Genomic DNA, 13,888 nt, shown 5'->3' with positions numbered 1-13,888 from the left:
ATCGGTCGCCCGGCGTCACGCTGAAGTGGTCGCCCGCAACTGTGTCGCACCTGGCAGGCGGTCCGGCGCCCCGGTAGCTCACGCCGGCGGGTGCAGGGCCTTGCGGATCGTCGGGGCCAGGGGCAGGCCGGACAGGCTGAGCGCGGCGACGATCCGGTCCGCCGTGTTCTGGAGTTCTCGCAGTCCGGCGGGGTCGAGGCCGTCGAAGATCAGGCTGCGGACGGTGGCCACGTGCCCCGGAGCGGCCGCCTGGACCTTCTCCCACCCCTGCTCGGTGAGCACCGCGTTCGTGTAGCGGGCGTCGTCCGGGTCGGGGCGGCGTAGCACCAGGCCGCGCTTCTCGAGCCGGGCCACCAGGTGGGAGATGCGGGACAACTCGGCGCCGGTGAGGATGGCCAGGTCGCTGAGGCGCAGCGTGCGGTCGGGGCGCTCGGACAGCCCGGCCAGGGCGTAGTACTCCAGATGGCTGATCTGGGCGTCGCGCTGCAACTGGACGTCCAGCGCGGCCGGCAGCACCACGACGACGGCGTGCAGAGCGCGCCAGGCCCGCATCTCGTCGGCAGTCAGCCAGGTCGGCCCGTCGGTCGTCACGGGGATGAGTCTAGCGTCACGTGAATGTTCACGTATCCTCTGCTACGGTCTCACATGAAAGTTCATGTAACCGAAGGAGCAGGCATGTCCGCCCTGAAGATCGCCGTCATCCTCGGCAGCACCCGCCCCGGCCGCAACGGCGCCGTCGTCGCCGACTGGGTGCTGGCCCAGGCCGCCGGGCGCGCCGCCGCCCGGTACGAGCTGCTCGACCTGGCCGACTACCCGTTGCCGCACCTGGACGAGCCCGTCTCGGCCAAGGCCGGCTCCGACCTGTACTCCAAGGAGCACACCAAGGCCTGGGCCGCCAAGATCGCCGAGTACGACGCCTTCGTCTTCGTCACGCCGGAGTACAACCACTCCACGTCCGGCGTCCTCAAGAACGCGATCGATTTCCTGTACGCCGAATGGACCAACAAGGCGGCCGGGTTCGTCAGCTACGGCGGCGTCGGCGGCGCCCGGGCCATCGAGCACCTGCGCGGCGTGATGAGCGAACTGCAGGTGGCCCACGTGCAGCAGCAGCTGAGCTTCTCGCTGTTCACCGACTTCGAGAACTTCGCCGACTTCAAGCCGGCCGGCATGCACACCGGCGCCGCCCAACTGCTGTTCGAGCAGCTCGAGAGCTGGGCCGGCGCGATGCGGGCCGTCCGCGAGGCCGCCCTCACCCCGGTCGCCTGAGGCCCGCATGCCTCTGCACGGTGAATACGTACGCGGAACCTTTGATCTTTCGGCCGACCAGGTGGCCGCCTTCGAGGCGCAGGACGGCCGGGGCGAGACCGGGTTCAACCCGGCCGGCGCGCCCATCGTCGTCCTGACCAGCGTCGGCGCCAGGTCCGGCAAGCTGCGCAAGTCGGCGCTGATCCGGGTCGAGCACGACGGCACGTACGCGGTGGTCGCCTCGCTCGGCGGCGCCCCGCAGAATCCGGCCTGGTACTTCAACCTCACGGCGAACCCGCACGTCGAGCTGCAGGACGGCGCGCGCAAGCACGACTACCGGGCCCGCCAGGTGGACGGCGACGAGTATCAGCGCTGGTGGGACCGGGCGATCGAGATCTGGCCGGACTACGTGGAGTATCAGACCAAAACCGACCGTAAGATGCCGATCTTCGTGCTCGAACGCCTGTCGCGAAAGGTCCAGATCACCCGGTACGGCGGTCCCGACGTCCTCGAGGTCGTCGAGGCGACCCGGCCCGAGCCGGCGGCCGGTCAGGTGCTCGTCGAGGTGGTCGTGGCCTCGCTCAACCCGGCCGAGGTGGGCATCCGGGAGGGCGCCTTCGCCACGATCTGGCCCGCCGATTTCCCGCAGGGCATGGGCCACGACTTCGCCGGTGTGGTCGCCGCCGCCGGCCCGGGCGTCACCGGGTTCGCGGTCGGCGACGAGGTCGTCGGATATGCCCAGCGCGGCTCGATGGCCGACTTCGCCGTCGTCGACGCCGGTTCGGTAGGCCCCAAGCTGGCGGGGCTGGGCTTCGCCCCGGCGGCCGTAGTCCCGGCCGCGGGCGCCACCGCGTGGGCGACGGTCGCCGCGGTGGATCCGGCCCCCGGGGAGACGGTGTTCGTCTCGGCCGCCTCGGGCGGTGTCGGGGTGCTGGCCGGCCAGCTGGCCCGGCTGGCCGGGGCCCGGGTCATCGGGGCCACCTCGGCCGCGAACATGCCCCGCCTCGAAGCCCTCGGCATCGAGCCGGTCCGGTACGGGCCGGGCCTCGAGTCCCGCCTGCGGGCGATGACTCCGGACGGCCTGGACGCGGTCATCGACACCTTCGGCGGCGGCTACGTCGAACTCGCGCTGGCCCTCGGCGTACCCGCAAAGCGGATCAACACCATCACCGATTATGCGGCGGTCCACCGGTACGGCGTCCAGGGCCGCGGCAACGGTGATGCCCTGTCGCCGGACATCTGGAGCGAGCTGCAGGCGCTGATCGCCTCCGGCCGATTGGTCGTGCCGATCGAGGCGGAGTACCCGCTCGAGGACATCGCGCGCGCCTACCTCGACGTGGCCACCCGCCACGGCTTCGGCAAGCGGGCCGTCCGGCTGCGCCCGGATCCGATCGCCTGATCGCCAGTCATTCTGCTGAGGGGGTGGCCGGCCGGGCCGGTCAGTCTGGTTCACGAGTACCGGGGCCACTGACCGGCAATGACGAGAGGACCACGATGGAGACCTATGCGACGGCGGCCAACGCCGTGGTGCGGGCGGCCGACGGCATCGACTACACCTACCGCGAGACAGGCGCCGGCGACCCCCTCGTCCTGCTGCAGCACTTCCGGGGCAACCTCGACAACTGGGACCCGGCCCTCGTCGACGCGCTCGCCACGGAACGACGGGTCATCGCGTTCGACAACGCCGGGGTCGGCGGGTCGTCGGGAACCACCCCGTCGACGGTGGCCGGGATGGCCCGCGACGCCCTGGCCTTCCTCGACGCGCTCGGGCTGACGCGGGCCGACGTGCTCGGATTCTCGCTGGGCAGCTTCGTGGCGCAGGAGATCGCCCTGATCCGCCCCGACGCCGTCCGCCGGCTCGTCCTGGCTTCGGCCGCGCCGCAGGGCGCGGCCGGCATGCACGGCTGGGCGCCGGAGGTGATCGGCGCGGTCGGCCAGCCGGAGACCGGGCCGGCCGACTACCTCGGTGTGTTCTTCACCCCGTCGGACTCGAGCCGGAAGTCCGGCCAGGAAGTGCTGGGCCGGATCTACGGCCGCACCGACGACCGTGACGAGGCCACCTCGTGGCAGACCCGGCAGGCCCAGTACGACGCGATCTGCGCCTGGGGCATTCCGGACCACAGCCGGCTGGAGCGGCTCGGCGGCATCACCGCGCCCGTCCTCGTGGCCAACGACGACAGCGATCCGATGATCCTGCCCCGATACACCCACCTGCTCGGCGGCCTGATCCCGGACGCGCGCGTGACGATCTATCCCGATGCCGCCCACGGCTTCCTGTTCCAGCACCACGACGCATTCGCGGCCGAGGTCCTCGACTTCCTGCGGCCGCAACCGTGACCGGGGAATTGCCGGACTGATAATCGGGAGCTGACGGTCTAGAGTGGACGCGTGCTGGGAGTCGTCGCGGTCGCGCTTGGCGGGCCTGAGGTGTTGCAGGTTACTGAGCTGCCCGAGCCCGAGGCGGGGCCGGGGCAGGTGGTGGTCCGGGTCCGCGCGGTGTGTGTGCACCCGGCCGACGTCGCCGCCACCACCGGCGAGATTCCGCGCGGGCCGGATCTGCCGCCGTTCTCGCCCGGGTGGGATATTGCGGGCGAGGTGGCCTCGGTCGGGCCCGGCACAACAGACTTCGCCGTCGGAGATCGCGTCGCCGGGATGATTCCGTGGTACACGACTCGGGGTGTGCCGGGCGGCTATGCCGAGTTGGTGCCGGCCGAGACGGATTGGTTGGTGCCGTTGCCGGAGGGGCTCGACTTCGTGCCCGCGGCCACGGTGCCGCTCAACGCGCAGACTGCCCATCAGGGGCTGTCACTGGTGTCGCTGGCCATGCTCCCGGCCGGCAGCAGCATTCTGGTCACCGGCGCCAGCGGCGGCGTCGGCGGGTTCGCCACCCAGCTCGCGGTTCAGGGCGGCTATCGCGTTCTGGCCCAGGCCAGCGACGGCGACGAGCAGTGGGTGCAGAGTCTCGGCGCGCACGAGGTCGTTTCCCGGTCCGCCGATCTGGCTTCGGTCGGGCCGGTGGCCGCGGTGTTCGACGCGATCCCGCTCGGCGAGGCGGCGGCCGCTGCCGTCGAGGACAGGGGAGTTGTGGTTGCGACCCGGCCCACGGCGCCCATCGTTCCGGCCCGCGGGGTGCGTCAAGAGCTGCAACTCATCCGGCTCGACCGCGAGCTGCTGGCCGATCTGGTCGGGCAGGTGGCGGCGGGGAGCCTGCGTACGCGCGTGGCGGACACGATGCCGCTGACCGAAGCGGCCGACGCCCACCGGCGGGTCCTGGCCGGCGGCCTGAACGGCAAGCTCGTGCTGACGGTGGGCTGAGCGCCCTCAGATGGAGGACAGCCGGTCCAGGTACGGGTCGGCTTCCGTCCGGATCGTGAGGCTGCTCGTGGGGATCGTGTCGACCATCGTGCCGGCGCCGTTCGGGCAGCGGTAGCGAACCAGAGCCGCCCATTCGCAGGCGCTCTCGACCACTCCCGCGCGACGGGCGCCGCTGCGGTGCACCCACACCGGGTCGCCCGGACGGCATCCCACTACAGGTTCCGAGGCGACCGGCCCGTACGTCTCGGTGTGGTCGCCGCTCTCGGTGGCCACAACCCACGTGATGCCGGCCCGGTCGGTGCTGTTCGCGTGCCGCTTGGCGCTGAACATCGCCTGGTCCGCGCGGCGCAGCAGGTCGGGAAGGTCGGCCGGGCGGCCCGCCGGCACGACGCCGATCGAGGCGGTGACCGACAGGGTGTGCCCCTGCACGTCCATCGGGGGCGCGATCGCCGCGCTCAGCGAGCCGGCCACCTCCCGCCACCACGTCTCCGAGACGTCGGCGTACGGGGCGCGGGGCAGGGCGGCGAACTCGTCACCGCCGAGCCGGGCCACCAGATGGTCGCCGAGGCAGGTCGCCATGCGCCGGGCGACCACGCGGAGGACTTCGTCGCCGGCGTCGTGCCCGTACGTGTCGTTGATCGGTTTGAAGCCGTTGAGGTCGAGGATCACGACGGCCGACGAACGGTCGTCCCCGCGCAGCTGCTCCGGGGCGAGCGCGTGGAACAGGCGGCGGTTGGCCAGGCCGGTCAGCTCGTCGTGGCCGGCCATCCACCGCAGTGAGGCGCGTTCCTGCTCGAGCCGCTGAACGTGCGCGGCGAGCTGGTCGATCCGGGCCTGGAGGCGGGCGACCTCAGGCCCGGTACGCGACTGAGCGTCCGGCAGTACGCCACCGGCGTCGGCGGCTGCAGGATCGAGGATCCGCATCGGCCGTCCTCTCAGAACTGCGGCGGACCAGCTGGAGCTGTCGAGGCGGCGTCCAGGGGTCACCCGGCGCCACAGTGGAATCATGACAGTCGCTCAAGAACCGTGCAAGATTTCACGAAGACAGGTCTCACGCTGACAGGATGCGTCCGCGCCGAGTTTCGGCTACTCTGAGTGCCGCCGCTTTCGTGGTGAAAGATTCATGAGTATGCCCGCGGCATACCTTCTGCACCTCAGGGACGACGCCGTATCCGTGCCGCGTCGATTACACAGAGCAAGCAACTCCGGGGGAGGGGCACTGATGAGCAGCGAAGCCGGCTGGATTATTTCCAGCAGATCTACGGGCAATGGCGGCAGTTGCGTCGAGGCTCGCCGCCAGGACGGCCTCATCGAGGTCCGTAACAGCAACGACCGTGAGGCCGGCACCGTGGTGTTCACCACCGAGGAATGGGACTCGTTCCTGTTCGGCGCCAAGCGCGGCGAGTTCGACCGGCTCCTGACCGACTGAGCGTCGTTACCGGAACTCGCCGACCGGTACGGAATCCCGGCTGATCAGCTCGAAGATCCGCCGGTATTCGTCCACCTCGAACTGCTCTTCCAGATAGAGCGCGCCGACGTGGGATTCGAGGTAGACCACGTCCGGGTCGTCCGGGTCGTCGAACTCGAGGATCCGGAAGGCGCCGGCCATCGCCGCGTGCGCCCCGGCCGAGAACGGCAGCACCCGGATGTCGATGGTGTCCTCTCCGGACAGCCGCCGCAGATGCTCGATCTGGCCCTTCATCACCTGTTCGCCGCCGACCGACCGGGTCAGCGCCCCCTCGCCGAGCACCGTCCTGAGGCGGACCGGCGGGGTGCGGGCGAAGAGCGTCTTCTGCCGCTGCAGGCGGAGGTTGATGTGGCGCTCGGCGATCTCCGAGTCGAGCGGCTGCTCGGCGCCGAAGACGGCGCGCGCGTACTCCGGGGTCTGCAGCTCGCCGGGAACGATCTCGCCGTCGTACCCGAACATGTGGGACGCGGACGCCTCGAGTCCGACGTACAGCTTGAACCACTCGGGGATGACCGGGCTGGCGTCCCACCACTCCTGCTGTGAGGTGCCCAGCGCGAGGTCGGCCAGCGCGTCGGTGATGCCCTGGTCTGCGCCGTAGAGCCAGCACAGCGCGCGCACGTTGGCCCCGGTGACCGGCACCTTGCCCGTCTCGATGCGGTGCAGCGTCGGCTCCGAGATGCCCAGCCGCGCTCCCACCACGTCGCGCCGGCTCATGCCGGACGCCGTGCGCAGACGCGTCAACCGCCGCCCCAGTGCCCGCCGCACGACGCGTTGGCCCGTGACCGGCACGCCTTACCTCCGCTTACCCAACCCCTGTGGACGGTGATCCAGACCACCGTACCCGCCATGCCGCCTTGTCAAAAGGCAAGTCGTCGCTGCTCATCGACGGCCGGCCAGGCCGCGGGCACCCCCAGGCATTCGTCGTTGCCTATACTCCGCGGGTCATCGCATAGATCACGGGGGATCTGACATGAAGTTCTTGCGGGGGCTGGCGCTGGGCGCGACGGCTGTCGTCGTGTCCGGGCTGGCCGCGGGGTCGGCGTCGGCCGCCGGCGGCGACGAGGTGCCGGACGGCACGTACGCGTTCGCGGCGCGGGTCGAGGTCGGGGCGCAACCGAACGCCCAGGCGTGCAGCGGCGCCCTCGTCGCTCCACAGTGGGTGATCACCGCCCGCAGCTGCTTCGGACCGGGACCGGTCCAGCTCGGCGTGCCGGCCCGCGACACCACGGTCACCGTCGGCCGGACCGACCTCACCGGGACGGGTGGGCACGTCGCCCCGGTCGTCTGGCTCGTGCCGCACCCCGACCGGGACGTCGTGCTGGCCCGGCTGGCCACCCCGGCGACCGGTGTCACGCCGGTCCGCGCCGCCGTCACCGCGCCCGTCGCGGGCGAGACGCTGCAGGCGGCCGGCTACGGCCGGACCCGCACCGAGTGGGTGCCGAACCGTCTGCACGCGGCCGACTTCGTCGTCGGCGACGTCACGGCGGCCACCGCGGCGGTCAGCCCGGCCGCCGGCGGCGTGATCTGCAAGGGTGACGCGGGCGGGCCGGCCCTGCGCCAGACCTCCACCGGCCCCGAACTGGTGGGCCTGCACTACGAATCGGCGGCCGGCGGCTGCCTCGGCTCGACCGGCTCCGATGCCGGCGCGGTCGAGACCCGGGTCGACGTGCTGGCCGGCTGGATCCGCCAGACCACGGTGGCCGATGTGCAGATCTACGGCGCGCTGCCGGACGGCCGCCTGACTTTCTCGGTCATCGAATCGGCGAGCGGGGACAGGCTGACCACCGTCACCTCGACCGCCGCGCTGGGCTTCACGCCCCGGGCGGTCGCCGCGCTGAACCAGAACACGCTGCTGGTCACCTCCGAGCAGAACGCGCTGTACCGGGTCGACATCACCGGCAACAACCCGGCGCTGAGCTTCGCCGCCCCGGTGCAGCTGGCCCCGTCCGGCTGGTCGCACCGGCTGCTGAGCTTCGACGGCGACGGCACCCTGTTCGGCATCGCCGGCAACTTCATGCGCCGCTACACCGTCACGTCGGCCAAGCCCGGTCCGGCCCAGATCATCAACAACAACCTGGTCATCCCGGACGGGCTCGGATCGATCCAGACCCTGGCCGCCACCGGGCCCGACTACGTGATCGGTTCGACCAGCGCGGGCGTCGTACGCGCCTATCGCTTGCCGCGCCTGACCACGTGGGTCGGCGCGACCCTGACCACCAACTCGGTGTGGGCCGGGTTCACCGCTGTCGTGTCGCCCGGCCGGGGGCTCTACTACGGCCGTACGGCCGCCGGTGGCCTGCAGCGGTTCAGCGACCCGACGCCGAACGACCTGAACGGCGCCGGCCTGGTGTCCTACCCGAACGACCCGGTGGACACCGCGGGCTGGACCATGTCGATGCTGGCCGCCGTGCCGTTCGACGCTAACCCGCAGAGCCCGGTCGACACCTCGATCTTCGGCCTCACCAGCGACAAGCGGTTGACCTACACGGCGATCGACTCGGTGACCGGCGACCGGGACGGCCCGACCGTCGTCTCCGCGGCGACGCTGCCGTTCACGCCGGGCACCCTGGCCACCCTGAACTACAACACCCTGCTGGTCACCGACACGACCACCAGCTTCAACCTGTACCGGGTCGACATCATCGCCACCAAGCCGGCGCTGCTGTTCGCTCCGCCGGTGAAAATCGCCGCCGGCTGGTCGCACCGGCTGCTGACCTTCGACGGCAACGACACCCTGTACGGCATCGCCGGCAGCACCCTGCGGCGCTACCGGCTGACCAAGGCGAAGCCGGTCGCGGGCGACATCACCGACAACGTGCAGGTCGGCACCGGCTTCACCCAGACCACCCTGGCCGCGCCCCTGCTCGGGCACGTGCTCGGCACCACGTCCGACGGGCGCCTGCTCAGCTACCCGATCAGCCGGGAGGGCGAGTGGTCGCCGGCGCAGGTCCTCGCGGCCTCCGGCTGGAACTACGCGTCACTGGTGTCACCCGGCAACGGCGACTACTTCGTCCGTACGTCCGCCGGAGCCCTGCTGCGGTTCAAGGACGCCGACCCGGACAACGGCTCGGGCACCGACATCCGCTCCTTCCCGGACGACCCGGTGGACACCGCCGGCTGGAACCAGATCGCCCTGTCGGCCCAGCCCTACATCTCCTGACCGCTGACCCCGCGGGTCCCGGCGCAGCCGTGCCGGGACCCACTGAGGAGCCCCCTCCGCCATGTTGCTGCGCCGACTTGCTGCCACCCTCACCTTGATCATCGTCTGCGCCACCAACCCCGCCCCGGCCTGGAGCGCTGACGCGTCCGCGGCGCCGGCCGACGCCGCACCGGCGGATCTGCTGCAACGGCTCGACAGCGGCCAGTCCGCCGTCGTCACGCTGCTCGGCGACTCGACCGGCAACGAGACGAGCGAGTGGTTCCACAGCCTCTCCGTGTGGCTGGCCGGCCGCAGCCCCGAACACCGCACCACGTACCGGACGTGGTCCGATCCCGACCAGGCCTACGGCACCGCGACCGTGCTCGGAGCCGGCGCCCCGAGCGGGCCCGCGCTGACCATCTACAACGGCAGTGTGCCCGGCACCAAGGCGAGCTACGCCACCGATGCCACCCGGTTCGCGAAGCTCACCGCGCACGCCGGCGACCTGTACGTGATCAACTACAGCCACAACGAGGGCGCCGCCACCACCTACCCGGACTACGCCACCCTCACCGGCGCGCTGCAGGCCAAGCACCCCGCCGCCGGCATCGTCCCGGTGCTGCAGAACCCCGAGGGCGAGGGCTCGGCCGGCAAGACCGCCGAGCAGATCGCCGCGCACGCCCAGCGCATCCAGCTCATCCGGACGCTGGCCGGCGAGAACCGGTGGCCCGTCATCGACGCCTACAACGCGTTCCGCAACGACGCGCGCTCCCAGGCCGAGCTCGTGCCCGACGGCGTGCACCCGTCGCCGGCCGGGCACGCCCTCTGGGCAACCGTCGCCCAGCGCATGTTCCTGGATCAGTCCGCGCAGGGCAATTGGACCGACTGCCCGACCGGCACCGCGGCCACCGGCGGCTACCTCTGCCTGTGGGACAACACCAACTACGACAACGGCCGCCTGATCCGGAGCTACGAAACCCTCCGGGCGACCCGCACGGCCGGGATCGCCGGCTGCTGGAACCTCACCGGCAGCTCGTACTCCAGCGGCTTCTGGGCCTACGACTCGGCGTCCTCGTGGGCCCTGCGGAAGAACCCCGACAGCGCCACCCGGTACTACGTGCAGATCTTCGAGTGGACCGACTGCAACACCGAGGGCAACTACCGCAGCTACGTCGTCGACCAGGACTACGCGGCGGCCGACCTCAGAACGATCGGCTGGAACAACACGGCCGCCTCCGTCCGGGTCACCATCGCCCCGTGACGACATCGGCGACCCGGTCGGCCGACCCCTTCGCGGGCGCCGCGCGGTCCTGATAGTCGCGTGGTGACAGTCCGTGGAAGCGGGTGAAGGCGGCGCTGAAGGTGGGCAGGTGGGCGTAGCCGACGCGACGGGAGACGGCGGTGGGCTTGGCGCCGCCGGCGAGCATGTCGCGGGCGACGCGCATGCGGGCGGCGTAGCACCACCGGGCGAAGCTCATGCCGGTCTGTTCGCGGAAGGCCCGGTGGATGTCGGCCGGCACGTCGAGGCCTGTGCCGCCCGAGGTGCCGATGCGACGCAGATAGTCCATGGCCGCTGCCCGGGCCCGGGACTCGGTCGGCATCGGTAGCGACAGTGCCCGCTGCGCGGCGACCTGATCGGCGAACAGATCGGAGACGTGGCTCGGGTCGTAGTCGTCGGGGCGCAGGGGAGTGCGGGCACTGACGGAACAGAACATCAGGTAGTCGTCCCAGGCCGGCGAGAACTGGACCTGCAGCGGCTCGGTCAGCTGCAGGTCGCCGGGGCCGGCGTTGCCGAGGGGCAGAGAGATCGAGTTCTCGCGTACGCCCATCGTGTGCTCCGCGCCCGCGGGGATCCAGGTCGCGACGCCCCGTTCCTGCTCGTAGCGGTGGTCGCCGACGTCCAGGTATCCGCTGCCGCGATACGTCCAGACGAGCACGTGGACGTTGTTCGTGTGCGACGGCGTGCGAGCCGCGGGCAGCAGGTCGGGCGCGCGGGGGGCGTCGTTCGCGCGCATCATGCGCATCAGGTTGTCGGTCAGCGCGCTCGCGGCAGGCCGGGCGGACAGCTCACGGCTGAACTCGTGCGGCGTCAGCCCGAATCGCTGCTTGAACGCGCGGATGAAACCGCTCTGAGTTGAGAAACCCACCCGGGCCGGCACTCCACCGACGCTGTGGCCGGCTGCGATGTACTCGGCGGCCGCGGTCAACCGGCAGCGCAGCCGCCACTGCTCGAAGGTCAGCCCGGTGTCGGCGCGGAAGTCCCGCAGCAGGGTGCGCGGGCTGGACAGCACCCGGGCCGCCCATTCGGTGACGGTGAGGTCGAGCGCGGGATTCCGCATCAGTTCCTCGGCCACTTCGCGGGCCCCGGCGGCTCTCGGCACGATCGGCGGATCGCCCGCGCGGCCGGCCGGCGCCGGTCGCCTTTCGGAGCCGCGAAGCAAATCGACGAGCGCGTCCTGGGAGTACCCGTGGCCGGTCAGCGGCGTGACCATGAGGTTGAAGGCCTGGATCAGCCAGTCCTGCCAGCCGTCGGGAACCACGAACCGCCTCGGCTCCGGCCACGTCCCGGCCGCGATGCTCGGATGGGTCAGCAGCGGGAAGGCGACCGTGCCGGGCTCCGTGTCGACCGTCCAGTGGCTGCCCCCGTACGCCGGAATCCAGACACCCTCGCCGCCGGTGAGCCGAAAGTCCGGATTGCCCTCCATGCGGACACAGGCCGAGCCGGTGCGGACCCACAGCAGCAGGTGCTCGGGCTGGTCCCACAGGCCGCTCGATCGCACCCGGGGGATCGGCGGCGGATCCACTGCCGCCATGTCCTAACTATATGGCGATCTAGGTGCACCACTGGAGGTTAGGTTTGCCTAACATTACCGCATGCCGAAGACCTCACGCCGGATCACCGTGCACCCATTGACCTTGCGAGAGGTCGAGGTCGTACGGGTTCTGGACCTGACACCGGGGATGCGGCGCATCACGCTGGCCGGCCCGCAGCTGCGCGAGTTCACCTCGGCCAACGGCTTCGCTCAGCCGGCATTCGCGTCGACGGGCTTCGACGACGACATCCGGCTCGCGTTCTGCTACCCCGGCCACTCCGAGCCGGTGCTGCCGGTGCAGCTGGAGAAGGGCCTGCACTTCCCCAGGGATCCCCGGCCGTTGTCGAGGCCCTACACCGTACGGCGGTGGGAGCCCGAGATCGGCGAGCTGGACGTGGACTTCGTCAAGCACGGCATCGGTGTCGGCACGACCTGGGCGTACCGCGCCGAGGTCGGCGACCGCATCCACATCGCCGGCCCGCGCACGTCGCGGGCGCTGCCGCAGGATGCGGACTGGCTGCTGGTCGCCGGAGACGACACGACGATCCCCGCGATCGCCCGGCTGCTCGAGGAACTGCCCGAGGACGCCAAAGCACAGGTGTTCATCGACGTCGCCACGGAAGAGGACCGCCAGCCGTTGCGTGAGCTGCCCGGCGTCGAGGTGACCTGGCTCGTCCGCGACGGCGCCGAGGCCCGTCTCCTGAACGCCGTCCGGAACTGCGGCTGGTGGGCCGGTCGGCCGTACGCGTGGGTGGCCGGGGAACAGGCGACCGTACGAGACCTCCGGCGTCATCTGGTCGAGGACCGGGGAGTGCCCAAACAGGACGTCGAGTTCATCGGGTACTGGCGTCGCGGCGAGGTCGTCGCGTTGGAGACCGACGCCGCGGTGCCCGACTCCGCGAGGACGAAGACCCCGATGGAGAAGATCCACGATCTGACCGAGCTGATCCCGCCGCTGGCGATCCGCACCGCCGTGGAGCTGGGCGTGCCCGAGCTGATCTCGCGCGGCACGACCGCCGTGACGGACCTGGCTGCCAAGACTGACACCGACGAGCGGGCGCTGGGCAAGTTGCTGCGCTACTTGCGCACCCTCGACGTCGTGACCGAGACCGGGCCGGGCCGCTACGAACTGACGTCGTCCGGTGAGGTCCTGACCGTCGACTTCATGATCGAACTGCTGCACCCGGCGGGCGTGACGGGGCGCGAGATGCTCGGCATCCACGGGCTGACCGAGTCGATCCGCACCGGCCGGGCGGCCTACTCCTCGGTCACCGGGCAGACCTTCGCCGAGGTACGGGCCGAGCAGGCCTACGAGGACCGCTACCTGGAACGGCTCGCGAAGTTCCAGGCGACGCTGGCCGAGCCGATCGCCTCGTCCGACATCCTCAAGGGGGTCTCGCACCTGGTGCTGCACTCCGGCGGCGCGGGCGCCCAGGCGGCCGCGTTCGTCGCCGCCCACGAGAACCTGCGGGTGACGATCTGCGCGCTGCCCGCCCAGGCTGACTGGCTGCGCCGCGACCTGCTCGACACCATCGGGGACGAGCAGCAGCGCGCGCGGGTCGCCGTGCTCGAGCAGTCCGTCTTCGAGCCCAGCCCGCCGGCCGACGCGGTGTTCGTCATCCGCGCCTTCAGCAACCTGCCCGACGCCGATGCCGCCCACGCCCTGCGGCGAGCCGCCGAGAGCGGCGGCCGGGTGCTGCTGGTCGAGGAGCTGTTCGACACCGACGACCTCGACGAGCACGACGGCGAGGCCGACCTGCTCGCCCTCACCGTGCACGGCTCCGGCCTGCGCACCGCGGCCGAACTCGACCACGTCATCGCCCGGGCCGGCCTCGAACGGAGAGCCACGCACACCGTCGGCTGGGGCACCAACGTCCACGAACTCGAAACCATCTGAAAGAGAACATA

12 protein-coding genes are annotated in these 13,888 nt (G+C 71.2%); 8 read left to right on the top strand and 4 right to left on the bottom strand.

Features of this window, described 5'->3' with window-relative positions; genetic code table 11:
* Positions 1-78: 78 nt before the first annotated feature.
* Positions 79-591 carry a MarR family winged helix-turn-helix transcriptional regulator gene (locus OWR29_RS36925; protein ID WP_267568149.1) on the bottom strand — a complete coding sequence of 171 codons (513 nt, stop codon included), beginning with the start codon at positions 589-591 and terminating at the stop codon, positions 79-81.
* An 84-nt stretch (positions 592-675) separates the two neighbouring features.
* On the opposite strand from OWR29_RS36925, the gene OWR29_RS36920 reads away from it, so the two are divergent.
* From OWR29_RS36920 to OWR29_RS36905, 4 genes are all read left to right on the top strand, one after another.
* The gene (locus OWR29_RS36920) at positions 676-1,266 is read left to right on the top strand and encodes an NADPH-dependent FMN reductase (protein WP_267568148.1); all 591 of its coding nucleotides are present in this window, start codon (positions 676-678) and stop codon (positions 1,264-1,266) included.
* A gap of 7 nt (positions 1,267-1,273) precedes the next feature.
* Positions 1,274-2,644 (top strand): nitroreductase/quinone reductase family protein, encoded by a 1,371-nt coding sequence (locus tag OWR29_RS36915; protein ID WP_267568147.1) that lies wholly within the window; start codon positions 1,274-1,276, stop codon positions 2,642-2,644.
* 95 nt (positions 2,645-2,739) lie between these two features.
* Positions 2,740-3,582, top strand: coding sequence for an alpha/beta fold hydrolase (locus OWR29_RS36910; protein WP_267568146.1), 843 nt, complete (start codon positions 2,740-2,742; stop codon positions 3,580-3,582).
* Positions 3,583-3,633: 51 nt separating this feature from the next.
* The gene (locus OWR29_RS36905; protein WP_267568145.1) at positions 3,634-4,560 is read left to right on the top strand and encodes an NADP-dependent oxidoreductase; all 927 of its coding nucleotides are present in this window, start codon (positions 3,634-3,636) and stop codon (positions 4,558-4,560) included.
* 6 nt (positions 4,561-4,566) lie between these two features.
* Here the strand turns inward: OWR29_RS36905 and OWR29_RS36900 are convergent, their stop codons facing one another.
* Positions 4,567-5,484, bottom strand: a complete 918-nt coding sequence (locus tag OWR29_RS36900) for a GGDEF domain-containing protein (RefSeq protein ID WP_267568144.1) — start codon at positions 5,482-5,484, stop codon at positions 4,567-4,569.
* Positions 5,485-5,782: 298 nt separating this feature from the next.
* Here OWR29_RS36900 and OWR29_RS36895 point away from each other — a divergent pair, with 298 nt between their 5' ends.
* Positions 5,783-5,989 (top strand): DUF397 domain-containing protein, encoded by a 207-nt coding sequence (locus tag OWR29_RS36895; RefSeq protein ID WP_267568143.1) that lies wholly within the window; start codon positions 5,783-5,785, stop codon positions 5,987-5,989.
* Between the two features lie 6 nt (positions 5,990-5,995).
* Here OWR29_RS36895 and OWR29_RS36890 read toward each other — a convergent pair whose 3' ends face one another.
* Positions 5,996-6,817, bottom strand: coding sequence for a helix-turn-helix domain-containing protein (locus tag OWR29_RS36890; RefSeq protein ID WP_267568142.1), 822 nt, complete (start codon positions 6,815-6,817; stop codon positions 5,996-5,998).
* A gap of 181 nt (positions 6,818-6,998) precedes the next feature.
* On the opposite strand from OWR29_RS36890, the gene OWR29_RS36885 reads away from it, so the two are divergent.
* Together OWR29_RS36885 and OWR29_RS36880 are read left to right on the top strand one after the other, a co-directional pair.
* Entirely contained in the window at positions 6,999-9,188 is a 2,190-nt protein-coding gene (locus OWR29_RS36885) for a S1 family peptidase (protein ID WP_267568141.1), read from the top strand.
* Between the two features lie 61 nt (positions 9,189-9,249).
* Positions 9,250-10,428 (top strand): SGNH/GDSL hydrolase family protein, encoded by a 1,179-nt coding sequence (locus OWR29_RS36880; protein WP_267568140.1) that lies wholly within the window; start codon positions 9,250-9,252, stop codon positions 10,426-10,428.
* On the opposite strand, the gene OWR29_RS36875 is transcribed toward OWR29_RS36880, so the two are convergent.
* On the bottom strand, positions 10,412-11,980 hold the full coding sequence (locus tag OWR29_RS36875; protein ID WP_267568139.1) for a helix-turn-helix domain-containing protein: 1,569 nt from the start codon (positions 11,978-11,980) through the stop codon (positions 10,412-10,414). The two genes, OWR29_RS36880 and OWR29_RS36875, sit on opposite strands and share 17 nt — an antisense overlap.
* A 61-nt stretch (positions 11,981-12,041) precedes the next feature.
* On the opposite strand from OWR29_RS36875, the gene OWR29_RS36870 reads away from it, so the two are divergent.
* The gene (locus OWR29_RS36870; RefSeq protein WP_267568138.1) at positions 12,042-13,877 is read left to right on the top strand and encodes a siderophore-interacting protein; all 1,836 of its coding nucleotides are present in this window, start codon (positions 12,042-12,044) and stop codon (positions 13,875-13,877) included.
* The last annotated feature ends 11 nt before the right edge of the window (positions 13,878-13,888 follow it).

The sequence above is a fragment of the Paractinoplanes pyxinae genome (assembly GCF_026626335.1).
GTDB classification, from domain to species: domain Bacteria; phylum Actinomycetota; class Actinomycetes; order Mycobacteriales; family Micromonosporaceae; genus Actinoplanes; species Actinoplanes pyxinae.
The sequence above is the reverse complement of the archived record's forward strand: the minus strand, read 5'-3'. Positions and strand labels throughout refer to the sequence as shown.

What these genes read in the sequence shown, in the direction of transcription:
- OWR29_RS36880 (WP_267568140.1), top strand. Translation starts at nt 9,250, where the DNA reads ATGTTGCTGCGCCGACTTGCTGCCACCCTCACCTTGATCATCGTCTGC.
- OWR29_RS36875 (WP_267568139.1), bottom strand. Translation starts at nt 11,980, where the DNA reads ATGGCGGCAGTGGATCCGCCGCCGATCCCCCGGGTGCGATCGAGCGGC.
- OWR29_RS36920 (WP_267568148.1), top strand. Translation starts at nt 676, where the DNA reads ATGTCCGCCCTGAAGATCGCCGTCATCCTCGGCAGCACCCGCCCCGGC.
- OWR29_RS36900 (WP_267568144.1), bottom strand. Translation starts at nt 5,484, where the DNA reads ATGCGGATCCTCGATCCTGCAGCCGCCGACGCCGGTGGCGTACTGCCG.
- OWR29_RS36885 (WP_267568141.1), top strand. Translation starts at nt 6,999, where the DNA reads ATGAAGTTCTTGCGGGGGCTGGCGCTGGGCGCGACGGCTGTCGTCGTG.
- OWR29_RS36915 (WP_267568147.1), top strand. Translation starts at nt 1,274, where the DNA reads ATGCCTCTGCACGGTGAATACGTACGCGGAACCTTTGATCTTTCGGCC.
- OWR29_RS36895 (WP_267568143.1), top strand. Translation starts at nt 5,783, where the DNA reads ATGAGCAGCGAAGCCGGCTGGATTATTTCCAGCAGATCTACGGGCAAT.
- OWR29_RS36870 (WP_267568138.1), top strand. Translation starts at nt 12,042, where the DNA reads ATGCCGAAGACCTCACGCCGGATCACCGTGCACCCATTGACCTTGCGA.
- OWR29_RS36910 (WP_267568146.1), top strand. Translation starts at nt 2,740, where the DNA reads ATGGAGACCTATGCGACGGCGGCCAACGCCGTGGTGCGGGCGGCCGAC.